This window comes from Chryseobacterium sp. TB1-D10 (genome assembly GCF_059803555.1).
The window spans coordinates 207,271-229,162 of the sequence record NZ_JAPFHB010000006.1 but is presented as its reverse complement, the minus strand read 5'-3'; the positions used below and the strand labels follow the sequence as shown (position 1 = coordinate 229,162).

The window sequence follows — 21,892 nt, the reverse complement described above, 5'->3', positions numbered from 1 at the left end:
CCTGTGAAATCTGTAAATAAAAAAAGCCGGAAGAAAAATTCTTCCGGCTATCATTAAGTTATTTTATTATAAAATATTTACAAGGTAAATTATTTAATAATCTTCTTCGTTCTAACATCTCCGGAATTCTCAGCCTTGATAATATAAATACCATTGATAAGTGCAGATGCATCCAATCTGATATTTTTATTTACAGTTTTTTGACTGATGACCAATCTTCCGGCTACGTCATAAACTTCAATTTTGCCTAAAACTTTTGATGAAGATATTACGTATTCTGTACCGTCTCTGTAAACTTCAAATTGTGATTTATTAGCAGAATCTGTACCTAAAACCTGGTTTTCTTTGTAAACAATTTCGAAACGGTTTTCATCTGTTCCCTTGTTTGCTGTGAAAGAATAATCCTGATTCGTGATGTCCGTATAAGTATTCAGCAATTTATCCACAAGATAGATCTTCTGATCTGTTTTGAAGATCCCTTCTCTGTTACCAAGTTTGATTTTGTAATTACCACTGGCGGAATATTTTGTCCCCAATTTTACAACATCATTAATGCTAACAGGATTATTTCTTGCCTGGATCTGCAATTTTCTTGCAGCCAGTTTTGAATAGAAAGAATCATCACCTATTGAGAACAATTCTGCATCATAATCCTGGTCAAAATCATCTGTTGCACCTTCCATGTGAGCAACAAGGATTGTATTGACAATATTATATGGTGAAATTAATTTTACTCTATAACGGTTGATCTCATTACCAGCAGTTTTGCTGTTGTTATAGAAATAGCCTGAACTATCATTGGTTCTGATGCTGTTATCAAATTTCAAAGTTGCAACGTCCGGCGTGTTTCCTGTTGGAGCCGGAGTTCTCATCTGTACAATAAATCCTTGCGCAACTTTTATAAATTGATTTGGTTCAGGTGATTCTACATCGCCTGTTCCAGTTGCCGGACCTCCGCCCGCAAGTGTAAGAGTTGCATAGTTATTTGGTGTATAAGCAGATCCGCCCTGTGTTGTTGGCGCACCCGGCACATTGGTCCAGAACCAAGCAGTCCCAAGAATTAGATCGCTGTTGCTTGTACCGTTGCCCTGATTCAGATTATAGAATTTGTAGAAATCTATGTGGGAAGGGTAAGGGTTTCCGATTAAGTTGTAACCGTGTTCCGTAGAAACACCTCCTACAAGCGTATTTTTTGATTTTTGGATCTGAATAAACTGATCTCCGTTGTGCAAATTACCTCTGAAGCTAAGCTCATCCGATGTAAGACCTGCGCCGTATCCCGATTTTCCTCGTATTGCATAACCTTTCGCTGGCAAAAATACAGCATCAGCAGTTGCTTTGAAGGTATCATTGACTTCGTTATACTCATACGTTCTATTATTTGGAGAACCCGGTGAGAAACCGCCACTACTGTCCGCAGCATTTCCATTGGTTGTATTTCTCAAAACCTGATCTGCTACAGGAGAACTCCAGTAGGTATAATCTGAGGTTCTCATATTCACAATTCTCTTGGCAATAATTTTATTGGCGCTGTTTCCATTGGTAAGTTTTGTCTGCACAAGACTTCCGTCACTTTCGATTGTGATTTTGTCATCTGCTGTAATAATATCACCATTTACAGTCACACCTTGATCAGCTAGGATAGTCAAAGAACCATCCGCTGTAATTTCCAAGTTATTGACTTGAAGTGGTGTATTTGAACTAGTTTGAGTGAAAGCGCCATCAATAACTGCATTCTGAGATGCGTCCGGCCCATTAAAATTGGACCAAGCCGATCCGTCCCAAATAATTGTGGTGGTTTTTAACCTTCCATCGAATTCCAAACCATAACTTCCAGATGCACTTGAATAAAATCCGTATCCACCAGTACTGGTTTGACCAGAAGCATAGAATCTAAAGTAAACCGTAGTTCCGGCTGCAATATTTTGAAGAGCTGCTACACCGGCTACATTTATATTCACTGTCTGGTTATTGCTTAAGACAGTTGTTGGTGTATTAATAAGCGTATAGTTTGTATCATTGAAACTATAAGCAAACTGCACCTGAACTCCAGGATTTGCGATGTAGGCAGTTGTCCCATTGAATGCAGCTCTGATAGAGGTTAATGACAAAATGTTATTAGAAGATGCAAAGCTAGTTTGGAAATAATCTGTATTGCTTACTGATATTCCATCATTTTGAAAACCTATAGTTCTGAAAGAATTATTGGCATTACTTTGTGCTGCTCCGGATCCTCTGCTTAAAATAGCACTTGCAGAGTTCAAAGCGGCATTTTTTGCTTGTGCTGTTACAGTTACTGCTGACGTTTGATTCGAGCCTCCATATCCTGTAAAATCCCACTTAGCCAAAGCTACTGGTAACTCAACGATGTCTATAGTATGCTGAACACTTGTTGCGGCGTTGTAATTGTTATTCCCTGCTTGTGATACTGTTATAGTAGTAGTTCCCGTATTATTAGCCGTAAGAGTAGTACCGGAGATGCTTGCCACTGCAGGCACAGAACTGGTGTAAACCAATGCTAATCCTGAAGTTGTACTGGCATAAGTTGCAAGGTTAAGTGTTTCACCTACGTTCATACTCGCTGGCAATGCATTGAATGTAATGGTTTGATTTACTTTAGTAATATCTGCCGTCAAACCTGTTGGCAATAATGGAATATTATAATTTCCGCCATCTGTACCGGAAAGATTGATCCCAAGTACAGTAACTGGTTTTTCCTCTCCTGCATTTGCGTCAGCAAAACTTCCGGATACTGTGAATATCACCGTATCTCCCGCAAAAATATCTGCTGAAGTCGCGTTCGAGAAACTTGCTGTTACAGTTGAATCATAAGCTTTATCATTTGCCGTAATAGTTGTAATAGCAATATCTTTCTTAGTAATAGAAGCCTGCAATGTCGGTTGCACGACGGTATAGTTTGCAGATGGCGCAGTGTAGGAGCCTGTCTGCAAAAGTGTCTTGTTTGTGCCCGCATTTTTATTTGCAAAAGCCCAGGTTACAGTTCCTGTTACAGAAAAAGTATCTCCGTTTACCAATCCTGAATATTGAGGCGTTCCGTTTACAACCACGGTAGTATTTTGGTCATAAACTTTGTTCTCTGTTGTCAAACCTGTGATTGTCAGTTCCTGTGGAGTAACCGTTAAGGCTTGTGTTACATCATTGGCAGCTTTCCAGTCTGCATTACCTTCTTGCTGAGCGGTAATTGTAGAAGTTCCCACACCTACGATTTTTACAGTATTACCAGTGATGGTAGCTACTGCTGTATTGGAACTAGTGTATGTCACTGTGAGTCCGGATGTTGCTGTTGCAGATAATGTATAGTCTGCGTCGCCATATATTTTTGAAAGTGCAACAGGCAGCCCGGTGATGGTTTGAGTTCCTTTTCCAATTTCAAACGTTAGTGTTGCTGGATCACTGGTTTCCGCGCCTTTTGTAGCAGTAACATTCGTTGTGAAAGTTCCTGCTGAAGTTGGCGTTCCGGAAATTAATCCGGTTGTCGTATTAAGTTCCAATCCCGGAGGCAGACTGGTTCCGCCTACGATGGCATAGCTGTCCGGTGTATTGGTTGCATTAATAGTTCTGGAAAAACTGTTATTAACAGCCAATCCAGCAAATGTAGTAGAAGTTACAACAGGCTTGGTGCTCGAAGCAGTTGTAAGTGATTGTGTTGCTGACCACGCAGAATATCCACCAGCATTTTTAATACGCACTCTGTAGTAATATGGTGTGTTGGGTGCTAATGAACCCTCTGTATGATTTGTTGCGGTTAAACTTTCAACGTTATAGAACGGAGAAGAAAAATCATTATCATTATCTATCTGTAAATGATAGGTATAGGACTCCGAACCCTGTCCTGAAGGCGCCGTCCACTGTGCAAGGAAAGAATCTATGCTAATATTATCAGCTGCCAGAGACGCAGGAGCCAATGAAACCGTAGTGAATGTTGGATATCCTGATGCGTGAGAATAAACTGTCTGCGGTGTTGTACAATTATTAATAGCATAAGCTCTGTAATAATAAAGTGTATTAGCCGCTAATCCGGATAATGTTTTTGTAAACGGATACGGAACTGTAGCAATTGCAAGTCCTGTTGTACTGGAAGTAACTGCTCCTGATAAGTTGCTAGTTGTACCATAATTGAAACCTACTTCCTTAATATTTGCTCCGCCAATTGCGGTAACGCTTCCGGATAGATCTATTCCTGTTCCAGTATTATTGGCAACAGAAGTTGTTGATGAAACTGTTGGATTAGCGCAGGCTGCACTCCAAGTTAAATTCACATCATCAATAGCAGAACTCGGTCTATTACCTGAACCTGAAGATGTTGCAATAGTCACAATACGAATCCAAACATTACCTGTTTGATTTTCTAGTGCAGCTGGTAAAGTAACAGTAACATTAGTGCTGCCCCAAGTCGGACTCGTTGTTATAGTAGTAGGTGAAGATGCTACAGCAGTAAAAGCACTTGGAGATGTTCCTAAACCATAATCGACTCTCCATGTTACTGTTCTTAACGAAGTATTATCTAAAGACTGAAGTTTGAAAGATAAATTAAAAGATGTTCTGGCTGTTGTATTAGCCAATTGTAGAACAAATGCAGCTCCAGGATCTCCAAAACTGCCGGACTGTCTCACTCCCAAAGCTCTATCAGTTGAGTTTGATTGTGCAGTTGCGTTTGAAGCAGAAGTTAAAGCATCTGCAGAAGCAAAATTTTTGAAAGTACCTGCAGTGTCTGACCAAGCAGTTTTGGCTGTATTCAAAGTTGCTGTTGATCCCAAAGCTGAAGCTGTAGCACCGGTTCTTACGGTCCAACCTGTCGGTAATGCTGTTCCAATAGCATCAAAATCTTGTGTATATGATGAACCAGTTAAAGTTACTTGTCCAAAAGCACTTCCAGTTACAAATAACAAAAAGAAAAGCAACATTTGCTTCCTTATTGATGAAGAATAGTTATTAATTAGTAATTTTATTTCCATAATGTTTTATTCAAAAATATAATTTGTACAAAAATAAGATATTATTAAATATATTTAAAAAAATATTTTAGTTAATTATTAAATTACCAATATTTAATATTTTTAGATATTATACATTTTGACTTTTTACACTAAAGCATTGATAATTAATCCTGTTATTATTTTAATTTCGAGCACATCGAAAGAAATCATCACATTACTACAGCATAAAACCATAAAAAAAATGACCGGAATTGCTTCCAGCCACTTTTAATTTTCAAAATTGTTTACACATCCTTATCATTTCTTATTGTAAGAGACACGCCAGACAATTCCACTCACATCGTCCGCCACCAAAAGTGATCCGTCTGCAATCTGAAGCACACCGACTGGTCTCCCATATACATCTCCCCTAGCCTCATCCGAAATGAATCCTGTCAAAAATGACTGATAAGAACCGGAAGCTTTTCCGTTCTTAAAAGGGACAAAAGCCACCTGATAACCTACAAGCGAAGAGCGATTCCAAGATCCGTGCTGCCCTATAAATGCGCCGTTTTTATATTTTTCCGTAAACTGAGATCCTGTATAAAATGTCAAACCCAAAGATGCAGTATGACTTCCAAGAGGCACATCCGGAACAATGGTTTTTGCCACAAGATCCGGCTTTTCGCCTTTTCTTCTTGGGTCTTCGTTTTTTCCGAAGTACGCGTACGGCCAGCCATAAAACGCATTAGGCTGCACGCTTGTAAGGTAATCCGGAACAAGCTCATCTCCCAACTCATCCCTTTCATTCACAACAGTCCACAATGCACTGGTTACAGGATTCCAACTCATCCCAACCGGGTTTCGGAGCCCGGCAGCATAGATTCTCTCACCGCTTCCATCAGGATTTACTTCCAGAATATTGGCTCTTCTCACTTCATTTTCCATCCCATTTTCACCCACATTACTGCCTGATCCTACAGAGATATAAATTTTTGACTGATCTCTATTTGCAATCAAATTCCTAGTCCAGTGGTTGTTGTAACCTCCTGCCGGCAGATTGACAATCTTCTTCCCCGGCGCAGTAATTTTGGTATCACCAGCTTTGTAAGGATAAACATAGAGTCCGTCTGTATTGGCGACGTAAAATTTATCTTTGATGATCAGCATTCCGTAAGGCTGGTTTAAGTTAGTCAAAAAAACGGATGACGACTCTGGAATCCCATCTTTGTTTGCATCGCGATAGAGAATAATTCTGTTGGCAGATTTGCCGCCAACCTCAGCATCACTTTTGCCACTGATATCATTTTTAATTTTATCAGTAGCAGAGCGTTCAGAATTGGACAGAACCACAAAGACATCGCCATTTTCTGCCTGAATCATATTTCTCGGGCTTTTGATGCCTTCCGCAAATCGAGTCACAGTAAATCCATCTGGAGCTGTGGGCGCTTTGTCTTTGGGCCATCCTATGACATTGCTGAATTTGTTTTTAGAACTCTTCTCATCTGGAGGAGGTAATTTCAAAGTATCGGTTTGGGTAACAGCCTCATTGCCTTGCTCGGCTTCTGCAGATGGATTTTTGTTTTCTTTACAACTAAAAAAAAGAATCGCAACTGAGGGTAAAAGATATTTTTTCATAATTTTTTGAGATGTGATATTAAAAAAATTTAGATACAATTATCAGACCTTCGGAGCTTTTCTATATTTGAATCTGATCACAAATCTTTGATATTAGATTTAAAAAGAATCTCATTTTAATATATTCTTTTTAAGAAAATATTTTTTTTGACCTCAATTTTCAAAGGCCTAATAATTAAATTTCAGAAAAATATTAAGATTTATGAATGCTCGCTAAGCCTAATACCAGTCAGCACATCATTATATTTTTAGAAATAAGAACTTCATATTATAAAACGATTATAGATTCTTTATCAGAAATAATTTATGTTATAAATACCATATCACATTACATTTCCCTAGATTTGCAAAAAATAAATTAATGAATTACGCTCTTGAGCTCGACGTAAAGGAAGCTGGATCTAATATTGTCTTCAATACTATTATGTTGGACTCATTTAAAGTTAACATCGTTGAGAGGTATGCGGTAAAAGTTATAAAGAAGCCAAAATTATGCGAGGTTCTGTTTAAGGTAAGAACACTGGATGATCAGATTATCAAAAAGAAAGATGGCAATATCAATATGTATTTCAGAGACGAAAATTTTGTTAAATATCAGAATTTGAAAAACGTTCTTTCTTCTTATCATTACAGAAAAAGACTTATCAACAGGAAAGAAGCGGAACAGGATTTTGTTCATTTCATCTTGAGTCTGGTGGTTTTGAATTACGAACTTTATTAGTATCTTTTAAAAAATTCCGGGTGTTGCAAATGCATCCGGAAACCTTTCTTCCTTCATCAAAATCAGGTATTATTTGTATTATTATATATAAAGTTTACGATTGTAAGCTTTTAATAATATAATATTAATAATGGATTATAATTCAATTTGTCCAAACATCTTTCTTAAATTTGAATAATATTCTACAATAATTATTTATGAATCTTATTCAAAGTAAAAGGGAAAGATGTCTTTTCAGTTTTTTGATCCTTATACTCATTGCCTTTAATTCTCAAATCTGCGCTCAAAATCCGGAAGAATACAATAAGATCTACACAAAAACCTATCTTGAGGTTTCTCAAAAAGATTTTCCGAAAGCACTAAAAACCGCAGATTCATTATTTAACATTTCCGAGACGCCGCGCTACCAGGCGAAAAGTCTTATGTTGTCCGCTTCTCTGCTCCAGCAGGTTGGAGAAATTACAAAAGCTGTGGAGTTTGCATCCAAAGCTGAAACCATCATCAAAAATACAGAGGATTATATCTGGAAATCTAAGATTTCAGGATTTTTGGCTTCACAATACAGACAATTAAAACTTGTAAAGGAATCCAAAAAGTACATCAATGAAACAATGGAATCTATTGCGAAAATAGATGAGCCAAGAATTGTAAATCAAACGATGGGGTTTGTAATGCAGGAAAAAGCGTACTACGAAATCGAGATGAAAGATTATAGAAAATCGATTTTTTACGTCAGTGAAGCTAACCGTTATTTTGATCTGAGTGAACAAACGAACCCGTTTCTAACCGCCAACAATGATCAGCTTTTTGGACTCAATTATTACCATCTCAAAGATTATGACAAGGCGCTAAACTTCTATAACAAGGCACTCGAAAAGCTCGCTCTGATGCCCGACAACTATCTCAAAGCACTTGTACTAAACGGAATTGCACAAATCTATATTGCCAGGAAAGATGCGGAAAAGGCAAAACAATATATTGATGAGTCCGAAAGTCTCGCAAAAGAATCGAAATACCTAAGTCTGAAAAAAGAAATCTACAATACATCCCAGCAATATTATGCGCTTATAAATGATGTGAAAAAATTGCAGGAATCCAAAATAAAACAAGATTCTGTGGTAGAAAAGATCGAAAAAAAATCATCAGCATTTATAAGTGATTCCTACTCTGGCCTCAGGAACAGAAATGAAGTCATCCAGAAAGAAATAGAGAACAAAAGCCTGCTGCTCCAAATCTTGTTGTTTGTCTTATTTTGTGGTATTGTTTATTTCTTATTTCACAAAAGAAGGCAAAAGCAGAATTTTGAAAAGATCAAGAAGATTTTGGATGAAGTGGGACAATCCAAAGTATTAAATTCTGAAATATCGGTAACAGAAATCGGAAGTTTTGATGATGAAGAATACAGCGGTGAAACTGTTATTGAGAATGCGGAAAGTCATTCTATGATGACCTCTGCTACAAAGGAAAAAATATTATTAAAGCTGGAGAAGTTTGAACAGTCCAAACTGTTTACCAAAAGTTCTGTTTCCCTTCCCTATCTCGCATCGTACTGCAATACCAATACAAAGTATCTCTCTAATGTTGTGAATACGTACAAAAAGAAAGATTTTAAAAACTACATCAATGAGTTGCGCGTAGGATATATCATAGAAAAATTGACGACCGATCCTCAGTATCACAAATATAAAATATCCACACTGGCAGAAGAGGCTGGTTTTTCTTCTCAAAGCAAATTTGCTGCTGCGTTTCGAAAAGTGACAGATGTCTCACCATCACAGTTTCTGGAACACCTGAAAACGGCTCAAAAGGATTAAGATTCTTTTGTATTTTTCGCCACAACTGAACATTCATAAAAGCATTATTCAAAGTCAAAACTAAGGCTTCGAACAGTTTATACAGAATTATAGTGCTTAAAAACACTTAGAAATCAATGAAAATTGCGATTTTCGGAAGGTATTTTTAGTTGTTTTTATATTCTTTCAATTTTCCTGTTGCTTCCAGATTTAAACGCTGGTTTATAACACTTTGCAATAATCCAAAACGGTATTTACAATGGGTCATTTTCCCGAATTCGTGTCGTACAAACTTTGTTCACCATCATTAATAAAGGTAATATTGCAAAGAGATGATGAGAAAATATTTTTCTGCCATGAAAGTTAGCAACAAACAAAATATTGAAGCGGTAGGATTATTCCTGATGTTTATGATTCCGGTAATTTTGGTGGTAGCAATATGCCACTTTATGATAATTAAAAAAATTGACTGGATCATCATCATCCTAATTCCAATGTTGCTTGCTATAATGGTTTCTCTTTACACGTTGCATTACAAAGAATTTGAAAACTCGGGCTACGTGATTACCATCAAGAAAAAGTATCCGTTGCGTGCCAAAGGTTTTGCATTGCCTATTCTTGAGTTTCCACTGAATTTGCTAAAGGAATTTCATATTGACGGACGAACAATTTATTTGAAATTGGCCAGCAGCAATATGGAATCTGAAAAAACCAATGTTTTCAAAATAGTTCTGAGTGGTTTCAGTGAAGCGCAATGTGATGAGATCACCAAATCATTGTCGAACATCAAAGAAGACTAAACCGGAAGGGAAAATAACTTCTATTCTTCCTTTAATTATAATCTTCTATGCTAATCTGTAGCAATCTCCCGATCTGTTTTTCTGATGAGAAAAATTTAATGGAATCTATCTCTATCTCTTTGGGGAAAGTATTTCGCAATTTGTTACATTGTTTCTCCTCTGCCAAGACACATTACATTCATCAGTTGGTTTTGAGTATTAAAATCTTTCCGGAGATCCAAGACTAATATTCTGAAATCGTGAGATTAAAAAAATAATTCCAAAAAAAATATCCCAAATTTAAATCAGATTATAAAACACGACACGGTTTGTCGCATTAAGATTTTATATTTGTTCTACGAAATAAAAGCAAACTAAGACCAGAGAATAAAATTAAAAACCTGATATAACCTAATTATAGGCGACAAATAAAACCGAGATGAAAAAAGATTTTTACCTTAACAGATATGCGCTGATTATTAAAAGACTGGAACGGTCACCTGCTACTTATCAAGAGATCGAGGATTATCTTCTCAATTCTTTTGAGTTTCAGGATGCCAAAATTGGCAGTTATTCTATCCGTACTTTGCAGAGGGATATAAGGGATATTTCAAATCTTTTTAATTTTGATATTCACAACAAAAAGAAGGGTGATAATCGGTATTACATAGAGAGCCGCCCTGTGATGGAAGTGGATGAGTACAACCAGCGCCTGCTGGAATCTTTTCAGATTATGAATGCCGTGAATTCGCAACCTGATTTTTCAGAGTTTGTGTATCTGGAAAGTCGCAATCCACGCGGAATTCAGAATTTTTATGATCTTCTGTTTGCCATTCGTAATAAGCGTATTATAGAGTTTCAGCATTTCAAATACAAAGACCAGAGTGTCACATCCAGGAAAGTGCATCCTCTGGCACTGAAAGAGTCCAAAGACCGCTGGTACCTGATTGCCATAGACTCTAAGGATGAAAAGCTGAAAGCTTTTGGTCTGGACAGGATCAGTAATTTGACAGTTAGCAAATCGGGATTTAAACTTCATGAAAAGTTTAATATCAAAGAACATTTCAAAAATGCTTTCGGCATTATGAATCTGGAAGAATCACCGGAAAAGATCATTATCAGGTCTACAAAAGAGCAGGCAGAATATCTCAAAAGTTCGCCTCTGCACCATTCCCAGCAGATAGATAAGGAAACTGATAAGCTGGTGTATTTTACCTATGACCTCTTCCCTACTTATGACTTCGTTCAGGAGATTTTATCTTTTGGAAACCAAGTAAAAGTATTAGAACCAAAAACCCTTGCGGATCAAATAAAGGAAACATTAAAAAAATCTATCCAGCAGTATGATGATCTTTCGCAGGATTCATAGCTCGAAAATATTCATTTAAAAAATAAACCCACGATACATATCGTGGGTTTTATTAAATTGAATTTTTTTTCAGAAAATTACGTAGCCGTTTTTGTCTTTTGGAAGTTTGGACAGGGTTTTCCAGTTACAAGGCAGCGTCTTGCCGGCAATTACCAGTGTTCTTTTCTCGAAGTGAGGAAGGTCTTTGAAGTTTTTCCAGTTTCCGCCCCAGTTCCATCCGTGTTTTGCGAAGATCTTTACACATTCGTACCAATCTGCAACTTTATCATTATCCCAATCTTTGGCGGTGTCCCAACTGGCTTGTCTGCCATTAATCATAAGACAAATATCTACGGCTAAGCCATAATTATGAATGCTCTGCCCGGCTTTGGCATTGGTAACTTTCTTTCCGGAGACGGTTCTGCCTTGTGAATAGAGCTTTGCCTGCTCTTCCAAGGTTCTAAGACCTTGTGTAATTCTTACCTGGGAATTTGCTGTTAAACCGGCGTTGCACTCATTAATTATTTTTTCTACTTCTGCAACGACTGAGGGGTGCAATTTTTCTATTCGGCTTTGTGTTATTTTATCCATGATGTGATTCTTTAACGCAAATGTAGAGGGCTAATGCGCCAAAACCTGTCGTGTATTATTTGATATTTTGAAAATTGCAGCTTGTCTGGAAAAATATAATGGAAGAGTTGAAATGTGATTGTCTGTGATTGTTTTTCTAAATGCTAAACAAGCAGTAACACATTGTGGGACTGTTTTTATTTTGACTATAAAGCACGGATTGTAAATCCGTGCTATCGGGGTTTTTTTTTCGTCTGATAAACAAACAGATAATTACCCATATTTCTATTAATAAACTTATTTTACTAATCAAATATTACTTTTACTTTAGCTGTTCTAGTAAATCTTTCTATAGAATGTATAATTTCTTTTTTTACTTCCTCTGTAATTATTTCATCTTCAAATGGAGATTCCCATTTTTTAATAGAAACGATATCTGCATAAAATTTTGGTGTCATAGTTAATTCTCCTGTAATTAGTATTGATTTTTCGCCAAACCAAACCTTAATTAAGCCTCGGTTTATTCCTTCAAATTTTGTCACTATCATAATTTATCTTTTAAATATTATTGTTTCTTTTTTCGTTTTGGGATCAATAATAGTTATCTTTTTAACATTATTATTTTTCTTAAGAACGGGCAACTCAAAACTTTCCCAAATATTATCTTTGCGTAAACTCTTACCAACAACTGCTCTAATTTCTCCAGATACTTGATCAGCATATTTTTTGGAAATAGAAGGCAAGATAGCCTGTATATTATCATCATCATTGGGATTCCAAGTCGGCATAGAAATTTTATTTTTATCTATTAGTCCTTCTAAAGTAATTCCTTTTTTTGACAAAGCGATTTCTAATGCTATATCTGGGCCTCCAATTCCATCTGTTCTCCCTGACCAAAAGAATGCTTCATTAGGTTTTGTCTTTAAATATTCGGCATACTTTTCTACAAATCTTAAAATATTTAACTGATCTAGCTCTTTGGTACTCTTTCCTAAACTCTTCCAAAAATATTTTTTCAAAAAACCTGCTACTTCCGAATCCTTTCCTGCAAAAATAGATGTGCCTTTGTAAAGTATTTCGTATTCATTTTCTGATAACTTTCTTACAGATAAGCCTTTTTTTTGCAAGGTCTGTGGCTATGAACTGTAGATTCTCTTGCTGGGAAGATACTAATTTTAACAGCTTTTTCAGAAGATTGTTTGCCCTCCTGTGATCACTACTTCTTCTATTGCAGTCGTGGCATTCTTTATAATTTATTAGTAAAAAAAAGAGACCATCTTTTTCGATAGTCTCTTATAAATTTAATCTCTCGGTAATCCTACGCGTAAATATCCTCTTTCATCTTTTTCCACATCAAAAACAAAAGTGTTGAAGTTTTGATAATATAATGGTTCTCCTGTTTCATCAGAGATAAATAGTAAATCCTCATTATCTGCTAAGGATTTTACTCCAATTATCCAAGTAGAATGCTTTTGGTCTTTTAATTTTCCAAAATTAATGTCTTTATTTTCTCTAAAAACTACGCCATCTATACATTCTTCAGAATAGTATTTGCCTCTAAAGTTTTTAGTATTTCTTTTGCTTTTGCTAGTATTTGCTCTTCTGTATGTTTCATAGTTTTAATCTCTTGGCAAACCTACGCGGAAATATCCTTTTTCGTCTTTTTCTATATCAAAAACAAAAGTATTGAAGTTTTGATAATATAATGGTTCACCCGTTTCATCAGAGATAAATAATAAATCCTCATTATCCGCTAATGCTTTTATCCCCACTATCCACATAGAATGTTTTTCACCTATATTTTTTCCATAATTTGAGATTTTATTTTTTCTAAATGCAACTCCAGCAACACATTCCTCAAAGTAGTATTTACCATCCAAATCTTTCATTATTTCTTTGGCTTTTGCTATGATTTGTTCTTCTGTATATTTCATAATATTATAGTTTTTTAATTATTAATGTTTGTCCTGCTCTATCTCTTATATCATTTACATAATCTAATGCGTGTTGCAACTCTTTTTTTGTCCAAAGATGTCTTTGTTTCCAAATTTCTTCAAAAACATAGGTTTCTCTTTGCCAAGATTGTAATGTTTTATAAATGTCTTTTATTTCTTCTAAATGTTTTAGATGTCCTATCTCGTGAAATATCAAATACTCTGTAGGATTTTTTGTTAAGATAATCTGTTTGTTTTGATGATCAAATAATCCCGCATAACCTTTTCTTCGTAAATAATTATACAAATCGTATATGTTATCAAACTTAAATCTATCTAAAATCACAGGCTTGAAGTTTTTAACAACAGCCTTGTTGGTTATTTGTCCCGATTTATTTAATAAAATATCTTCTTCTAAAATTAACGCAGTTCCTCTTTTCTTTAAGTCTCCTCTAAATTTTCTGATTTGTGATTCTTTTAAAATTTTCCCACCCAAGTACTTATCAATATCGTGAGGCTTTGCCATTTTAGCAACTTCCTCCAACTGCCGTTCAGTTTTGTAGAAATTGCTTCTTAAAAAAAGACCCGCTTCTTTATCATTAACAGTTTTAATGGCTTCGCCTTTATAATAAATATCATAAAGATTCTCTCCTGATTTTTTTACTGAAATATTTCTTTTATGAAGTTGCTGTAAAATATGTTCAAAATTAGCATCTTTTCCTAAAAAAGGTTTCAACAACTTTTTCAGAAGATTGTTTTGCCCTCCAGTGATAACTACTTCTTCTATTGCAGTCGTGGCATTCTTTGCTTGGTAGGCATCCAGCTCTGTTATCAGCTTTTCCAGCTGTTCTGTAAAAATACGGTAATTTGCTTTTAGATTTTTGATGTTCTTCAATTTTTCTACAAGTGCGGGACCATAAGTTAGGATGCCTTCTATCATTACAACACTCAGGATCCCCATCCCAACCAATCCGTAGATGACATCCCAGTTTTCTACAAACCATTTTCCCTCGGTATATTGTGATAAGAACTGTTTTACATCCTCATCCATCATTATCAAATCCGCAGTTGCCAATCCAATGTCTGCAATTGCCAAAACTGAGCCTTGCCCAGTAACTCCCATTGTAAACAATCCTGCAAATATTGCAATGATATCTCCACCTATGCGGATGCAACGCATCACTTCTGCCCATTCTTTTTCGTCTGCCACGGCTTTCAGGAAAAGAGCTGTTACCAGATCTGCCTTTTTTGTTTCCTGATCGAGATAGTGCACCAAATGAAGCGGATGGTAGAGATAGCCCGGATCTACATCTTCTTCTTTGGTACTGTTTTGTTCTGTTGTAGTTCCTCCTTTCCCGAACTCATCTGTCTCTCGCTGTTCTACTGTTTGGGTAACGGTTTTCTTTTGCTGAAGCAAAATACTGTCTTTGTAATCGAAGTCAAAATCCAGCCCCAGAACACCTTTCATTGTATTGAGTGTATCATTCAGTTCCAGAATGTTGGATTCTATAGAATATCCTTTTCCGCTTAGCAGTGCGTTTTTGGTGATTCTGTTTTTCAGATCCGAGCCGTTTCTGGCGATGTTGTTTAAAATTGAAGTGAAGATAATTCTGTTTGAAAAGCTGATTCCGAAGACTTCCGAAGACCCATCAAGATTATCATAAATCTGAGTAAGCAGTTTGGGGTTTTTCCAGAAAAAGTCTGCTACCTCTTTATAATTACTAAACATTCCCATTGCTTTTATCAGGAGAGAACTGGTGTCTTTTGTCCAGCTGAACCATCCGGTATTATCTTCCTTAGCAAGGATTATTAGTTGGCTTATCACGTTGCTTGTCGTAAGATTTATATTTTTTATAAATCCTAGAGGAAGTTGCGAATAGACTACAGCCAGTTCTTTTCCCGTTTGGGCATTATTCAGAAAATAAGTAAACTCTGTGGTGAAAAACCGAGCAGAATTTTTATCCGTTTCTATATTCCCGTAGCCGATGTGGAGAAGCAGATATTTAAAGCTTTCAAAAGAGGTTGTTTTCAGCACAATTGCAACATCTTCCTCATCTTCATACTTAAAAGATAATGTAAAGTTGAGCCTATGATCTTGATCCAAATACATTTTCATAAATGGTCTGTCCCATTTTACTAGATTTGAGACTTGTATATTTCCATCCTTTAGCGATATTTTTGCGGACATATCTATGTGATGGTTCTGGCCATCTAAAAAGTATGTTTGTGGCAAATTATTCAGATATTTTCTGTACTCAAAAGGGAAGTTGCTGCCTTTAGCCGATTTGTAGGCTTTGCGCAAGTCCTCTGTTAATAAAGTGAGGTTTATATATTCATCATCTTTTGACTCAGAATTACCTGTGTTTTTTTCTGTTGATAACTTATTTACAGCAGAAACTGAATAAGAATCCGTGCTAACCAGAATTCCATAAGAAGCTAATAGCATTTTTTGGCTTTCTTTGTCAAAGTCATTAAAGTCTTTGAAATATTCTTTGTTTTGCATTTCATTAATTTTAATAGTTAATAAAAAGGGCGGCTTAGAAAACCGCCCTTGTTGGATCAAACAAAAATTATTATTCTAAAGCTACTTTAAGATCTTCCAAAGAAATCTGTGCAATAACCTGATGTGGATTGTCATTGTTGGTCAGCTGCAGATAATCGTTATTGATCTCGATATTCTCGACCAGTTTGCTTTTATCTGCTTCCATTTGAGCATCGGATGGATAGAAATTACTTTCGGTAATAACTTCCTCTGGATTTTCAAAATCTAATGGATCTTCTGTTGTGAATGGTAAAGCATGAGTCACTTCCAAGCCGATATTTTGTGCCTGAAGAATGGTAAGCGATGTCGGGATTCTTGTGATCCAAGGCTTACCTTGTTCTTCTCCTTTTATATCTTTCAATTCATCTACAATAGACAGATACATTGGATCTCCGATAACAGGAACCTCTCCACCGTTCCACAATCTACCTGTTGCCATATAGAACTGAACCGCATCTTCAAAGCCCGGACGAACAGTAACCACAACTCTTGCCATTCCGCTTTGCAAGAATGAACGGAATAATGGATCCATGCTTTCTGATTGATACAAAGCCTGCCAATCTGCTTTTGCTCCCCAATAATATGGGTAAAAGTCATAAGACATGATGTTCCACTCGAATGCCTGCTCCATAAATTTGGACAGCGAAGCATACTCGTCCAGGTATTTATTTTTAATGACTTCAAAGTTTTGTATGTTCTCTTTATCATAAAGCTTAGAGCCCAGAACTTTAGGATCCACCATATAGGCAATACAATTGTGCTTCAAAACATCTTGCTCAATCTGACGGTAGAAATTAGCATTGGTCTCTTTGATGTTTCCTGCTTTTGTTTCTTCTTCTGCAATTTCTTGATTATATAATGTCAAAGCGGTTTCATAAGCTTCGATGATAACATTAAAGGCTTTTTGTTGCCATTGCTTTTTTGCAGTATCGGATAATTGACAAATTATTGCAACTACAGTTTCAAAAGAATAAAATCTATCTGTAGAAATTCCAATAGCAACATCGTCAGTATACCCGCTGAAAAGATTACTTCTACTAAATGATTCTGAAGTATCATTCATTATTACTAATAGGTCTCCAATATTAATATTTAATAGAGAGTGCCCATCTTTAAGATATTGTTTACCTCCACCACTAATAGAATAACTGGTACTTACATAGCCTTCAGGAATTTTTATAGTATCTTGAATACCAATAGCACTTGTATCTGAGTCATTAACTTCAGCTACTTTATCTTTACCATAAGCAAATGCTTTTGTTACTTTAATGGTTGGTGCAGGAATGCTTTCGGTTTCTGCATTATATTCACTTAACCAATATTTAAAAACATTTTCTTCACTTACAGCTGTGTAATCCTTCATTGTAAATTTTTCGGATTTTCTAGGATCTATAGGTTTTTCGATTACTTTCCCATTTTTTAAAGACGCTGTAGCCAAGGTGTGAATTTTTGCTGGCTGTGGTACTGCAAACTCAAACATCAATCTTTTGCCATAATCCCATACTTGGTTTTTCATTAGCTTGTCCACCCATCTGTAAACTCCGACTACGTGCTTATCGCCTTTTCTATTATCAAATCCATGAGAATTGTTTTCTTCAAATTCTTCAATAATTTTTTCGATACGTTCCTGATGTACTTTTGTGACCACTCTATCCAATGCTCTTGATGTTATGTCCTGAGCCTGTGTCACAGCTTGTCTCATGCTTTCTTCTTTGGAACGGTGATTGGCATAACTAGCTCCAATGTTTAAAGAAAATAATCCTCCTGGACCTTTATATCCAGTTTGAACATTCAAACCAACATCGGTAGCCTCTTGTTGCATTTTGGCAATTTCAGATTGCATTTCGAAACGGCTTGCCGTAGTAGTATCCGTCAATTGTTCTTTTTCTGTGTCAGAAGATGTTGTTTCTGTAATTTCGCTTCTGCGTAATCTTCTTGTGGATTTTTCACGGTATTCGCGAGCCATAATATTCTCAATACCCGCTACCTCTCCTTCTACATAAGCATGAGTTGACTGCTCTACTTTAAGATAGTCTGCAATACCTAATCTTTTGATGCCGAAGCCTTTTGGGATGAAAGAACTATTAGAGGAATTTGTATTTGTGGAATTATCATTAGGAACGCTTATCAATTCAGTTCTATTACAACCCTGATTTGAAATATCTAATGTTAAAGTCGTATCTAAACCATCTATTTTACATTTCATTACAAACGTGTTTGATTGATTGAACTCCGCCATAGACAACTTATTATCAAAAAGATCACGTATTTCTAAAACCCCATCATTTGTTCTTAATAAATTATGATAATTTCCTTCTTTTACAACTACATTACCATTAGAAACATTATAACTAATATCGCTAAAAGTAGAAGAGCTAGGAATACTCATCCTTCCTCCAATATTAACTATTCCAGAATTAGGTACATTTTCATAAGCACAAAACTCTGCATCACGAATAATAACATTCGAAGTTGATTCATTGTTATTAGTTACCGGAATCAAAACCCCTCCTACACTTACATATTTCTGTTTTTCAACTTCTGTGTTTTGGTAGATTTCTTCGTTTAATTCTGATAGTCTCAAGTTGATAGTCTCGAACATCTCTTCAAAATTCAGGTTTTCATCTGCCGGCAGAATGTACTGCTCTTTGCCAATTGCCAAGATGTTTTCTGCTAAGACACTACCGTTGGAGATTCTGGCAGACAGATCTTCCTCAGATGCAGAATCAGCAATGAGCTTAGCAAATGTAAATAAAGCTGATTCGGATAATTTGGTTTGCAAATACTCAGCATCCCTCTCCGCACGAAACTCGAATTCGAAGTCCGGAAACTCTGGTTTTGTAACCCGACTCAGCGCCAATTTCTTTGCTGCCTCTGTCATCTCTTCACTAAAAGTTGCTTCAACTTCCAAAAGTCTCTGTTCATAAGCTTCCCGCTCCGGCATAATTGATTTCTGATATTGCTGAGTGGCCAGATCATATGCTTTTGAGTATTCTTTATTGTAGAGCTTTTGTGTTTTGGAAAGCTCTTTTTGTAGTTTTTCCAATTGCTCTTTTTCCAAGCTTGCCAATGCTACTTTTTGGCGTTTCAGCATAGATTCTGTAGTCAGATATGTCTGTTCTGCTACTGCGGAATTCTCAATATTCTGATCTTGAATTCTATCGGCATTTGTCCCTTTTATATCATCTTGTGAACCTACCGCACTTGCACCTACCGTAAAATTTTGATTTTGCTGTACAGTCGGTACAATAGCAGAATCCACAAAGAGATAATCCGGAATTACCACTTTTGCCGTTGCAATTTCTTTTTCTTTTGCAAGTCTCTTTTTAGAGTTGGATTCTGCAGAAAAAATTTCATAGTTTTTAGCATAGTGAATAGTCTGCAAAATCTGAGTCAACAATTCCTTGATGTAAAAATCTTCCTGAGTAAGAACCTGATAGATGACACTGTCCCAAAGACCGCCAAAAACTTCTTTGCATTTTTGCTCATCTTTTTCGAACGTTTTTATAATTGAAATCAGTCCGTTTACTTCATCCGCTGGCAAGCTTCCATTAGAAATAAGATTTTTACTTGATATGTAAAAATTACCAAACCAGTTTGCAATGTCACTTTCTGTTCTTTTGATATATCTGAAATCGAAATCTTTGCCCTTTACATTTTCTGTAAAGTAGTCAATTTTTGATTTGTTTAATTCTGGCTTCCATCCTAGTAATAGCTCATCAAAAACCCCCTTATAATTCTCCTCTCTGAAGATAAATTTTGTATTGCCTTCTTTTTTAGCTAACTGTGGATTTCTAAGGCTTACAAATCTGAATAATGTTTGTGTAGCTGGGTTTGCTATTGCTTTTGTGTTTTGATCTACCGGATTACTTGCGTCCGGATTTGTGTTGTCTGGTGTTGTCATTTTTGTTTGTTGTTTTTGTTTGTTGTTTTTGTTTGTTGTTTTAAAATTGTTTTTATTTTTGGACATATTTCTTGCTGTTCAAGGATTTTTCCTCGAATTCAGTTTTTATTATTAAAATTGCTGGATTAGGATGAAATTAGATCACAGACTTTTTTATTTTATAATTTCGCAGATGATTTGATAGAAAATAATAAAGTTATTATCACATTAAATGATCTCATTCCCACTACCATTATTATACAGCCAGTCAATATCATCTTTTGTTAAAATATAGTCTTTGAATATAGCTATATCATCAAGTGAACCAGGAAAAAAAACTCCGGAATAATTTGCAGCAGATAGCATAGATATACAAGTACCATAAGGTGTTCCGCTCAAAAATGTTACGTAGCCATTATCGGTAATATTTAGTGTAACTTCCTGCCCATTAACATATATTTTTTCGCTACCTATACCTTTATCTGTTATTGTGATAAAAAGCCATTCGTCAAATGGCAATGTAACTTCTGCAGTGATAATTCTGGTTTTACCTAACCCCCCATCTACCTTTACAAATCGTAATTTTTCATAAACAACATTAGAGACTGTAGTGGGATATTGCACATACCACTGATCCTTGGCACCGCCGGTTCTCCCAATAAGTCCGAAAACCATACCTTGAGTATTGTTAGTTGGTCTTACCGATGCAAGATTCATCCAAAAGGATATTGAAAAGGGTAATACCGTAATACCATCTCCACTGTCAAAATTGTAATGAAGATGACCATTAGGAGATCTATATCCCGTTTGTTGGTTATTAAATTTGCAACCCATACCAAGCTTGCCAGTTTCATAAATTGGATTTCCTGCCTTAGCTCCTAATGTACCTGTAGAACTTGCGTAATTTTTAGCTCCCAATAAATTTTCGTTGAATTTATAATAGCCTTGCAACCTGCTTCTAAGTTTCCGTTGCGCAAAATTGTAATTATTAATATTAATTTTCATTATGCTTGGTTTACTGATAGTCCTCCGTTTAATCTAAAAATATTTGAAGTATACCTGTATAAAGTACACATCCCATTGTCTTTTAATATTTTCCCAAAAGGTGCGCTGAATGTTGCGCCACTTCCTTCCACGAATGTTCCCATAATATTTCCTACCACATCAAATACACAATTGAAATCTGCTTTCAAAGTATTAGGAACAGTAATTGTTGAGTTAGCTGTGATACGTACTATGGAATTGTGAAAGCTATCATCTAATGTTATATTAGCAGAAATTGTTTTATAGGTCTGATCCGCGGGAAGTACTTCTTCCTTGTGCCAGTAAGAATCCAACCATTCGTGAAATTGGCTTTCTGTCGGAGTGTCTCCTTTTTCGAAGTAAGTTTTTAATACTGTCTTTGTTGTCATAATTTTTAAAATTTTAAAGTGTTAATAAATAATATTCTCGTTAAAGTCTTCCCGAAAGAAGTTTTCTATCTCATCCAGATCGTAGTCATACTCGAGATCTGTGTTCTCAATATCTTCCCATTCTATGCTGTAATCCTGAGAAGATTTTTCTTTGTTGTTTTCTAATGTGTTTTGCATTTAATATTTTGTGATTGGGTAATAGGTTTCCTTATCCGCTTTTTACGGCTAACATTCATTTGATTTTTTAAAAGTGATTTGATTATTTAATTAAGGCCTTAATTATAATCCAAAAGTAGTGGGAGCTAACGCCAAAACTTGACGCAATAAATTTTATT

Annotated in this window: 15 protein-coding genes; 4 read left to right on the top strand and 11 right to left on the bottom strand. The window is 35.8% G+C overall.

Annotated features, from left to right (window positions below; genetic code table 11):
• Positions 1-89: 89 nt before the first annotated feature.
• Positions 90-4,976: a DUF8693 domain-containing protein gene (locus OPU68_RS10170; protein ID WP_498473873.1), complete on the bottom strand. Its 4,887-nt coding sequence runs from the start codon at positions 4,974-4,976 to the stop codon at positions 90-92.
• A gap of 279 nt (positions 4,977-5,255) precedes the next feature.
• Positions 5,256-6,575, bottom strand: a complete 1,320-nt coding sequence (locus OPU68_RS10165) for a PQQ-dependent sugar dehydrogenase (RefSeq protein ID WP_498473872.1) — start codon at positions 6,573-6,575, stop codon at positions 5,256-5,258.
• Between the two features lie 361 nt (positions 6,576-6,936).
• Between OPU68_RS10165 and OPU68_RS10160 the strand changes: the two genes are divergently transcribed.
• From OPU68_RS10160 to OPU68_RS10145, 4 genes are all read left to right on the top strand, one after another.
• Positions 6,937-7,296, top strand: a complete 360-nt coding sequence (locus OPU68_RS10160) for a prevent-host-death protein (protein WP_498473871.1) — start codon at positions 6,937-6,939, stop codon at positions 7,294-7,296.
• Between the two features lie 197 nt (positions 7,297-7,493).
• Positions 7,494-9,110 (top strand): helix-turn-helix domain-containing protein, encoded by a 1,617-nt coding sequence (locus tag OPU68_RS10155; RefSeq protein WP_498473870.1) that lies wholly within the window; start codon positions 7,494-7,496, stop codon positions 9,108-9,110.
• 311 nt (positions 9,111-9,421) lie between these two features.
• Complete coding sequence (locus OPU68_RS10150; protein ID WP_498473869.1) at positions 9,422-9,889, top strand: hypothetical protein; 468 nt, start codon at positions 9,422-9,424, stop codon at positions 9,887-9,889.
• 418 nt (positions 9,890-10,307) lie between these two features.
• Positions 10,308-11,237 (top strand): helix-turn-helix transcriptional regulator, encoded by a 930-nt coding sequence (locus OPU68_RS10145; RefSeq protein WP_498473868.1) that lies wholly within the window; start codon positions 10,308-10,310, stop codon positions 11,235-11,237.
• A gap of 69 nt (positions 11,238-11,306) precedes the next feature.
• On the opposite strand, the gene OPU68_RS10140 is transcribed toward OPU68_RS10145, so the two are convergent.
• The 9 genes from OPU68_RS10140 to OPU68_RS10100 all read right to left on the bottom strand — a co-directional run bounded on the left by OPU68_RS10140 (position 11,307) and on the right by OPU68_RS10100 (position 21,734).
• Positions 11,307-11,807 carry a M15 family metallopeptidase gene (locus OPU68_RS10140; protein ID WP_498473867.1) on the bottom strand — a complete coding sequence of 167 codons (501 nt, stop codon included), beginning with the start codon at positions 11,805-11,807 and terminating at the stop codon, positions 11,307-11,309.
• 284 nt (positions 11,808-12,091) lie between these two features.
• Complete coding sequence (locus tag OPU68_RS10135; RefSeq protein WP_498473866.1) at positions 12,092-12,334, bottom strand: Imm74 family immunity protein; 243 nt, start codon at positions 12,332-12,334, stop codon at positions 12,092-12,094.
• 3 nt (positions 12,335-12,337) lie between these two features.
• Positions 12,338-12,913 (bottom strand): hypothetical protein, encoded by a 576-nt coding sequence (locus OPU68_RS10130; RefSeq protein ID WP_498473865.1) that lies wholly within the window; start codon positions 12,911-12,913, stop codon positions 12,338-12,340.
• 492 nt (positions 12,914-13,405) lie between these two features.
• A complete protein-coding gene (locus OPU68_RS10125; RefSeq protein WP_498473864.1) occupies positions 13,406-13,720 on the bottom strand; it encodes a hypothetical protein in 315 nt (104 codons plus the stop codon).
• 4 nt (positions 13,721-13,724) lie between these two features.
• Entirely contained in the window at positions 13,725-16,223 is a 2,499-nt protein-coding gene (locus tag OPU68_RS10120; protein WP_498473863.1) for a zincin-like metallopeptidase toxin domain-containing protein, read from the bottom strand.
• A gap of 70 nt (positions 16,224-16,293) precedes the next feature.
• On the bottom strand, positions 16,294-20,166 hold the full coding sequence (locus OPU68_RS10115; RefSeq protein WP_498473862.1) for a hypothetical protein: 3,873 nt from the start codon (positions 20,164-20,166) through the stop codon (positions 16,294-16,296).
• A 207-nt stretch (positions 20,167-20,373) separates the two neighbouring features.
• On the bottom strand, positions 20,374-21,150 hold the full coding sequence (locus tag OPU68_RS10110; RefSeq protein WP_498473861.1) for a LamG-like jellyroll fold domain-containing protein: 777 nt from the start codon (positions 21,148-21,150) through the stop codon (positions 20,374-20,376).
• Complete coding sequence (locus OPU68_RS10105; RefSeq protein WP_498473860.1) at positions 21,150-21,557, bottom strand: hypothetical protein; 408 nt, start codon at positions 21,555-21,557, stop codon at positions 21,150-21,152. Before OPU68_RS10105 ends, OPU68_RS10110 begins: the two co-directional genes overlap by 1 nt.
• Positions 21,558-21,578: 21 nt before the next feature.
• Positions 21,579-21,734, bottom strand: a complete 156-nt coding sequence (locus tag OPU68_RS10100) for a hypothetical protein (protein ID WP_498473859.1) — start codon at positions 21,732-21,734, stop codon at positions 21,579-21,581.
• Positions 21,735-21,892 lie beyond the last annotated feature (158 nt).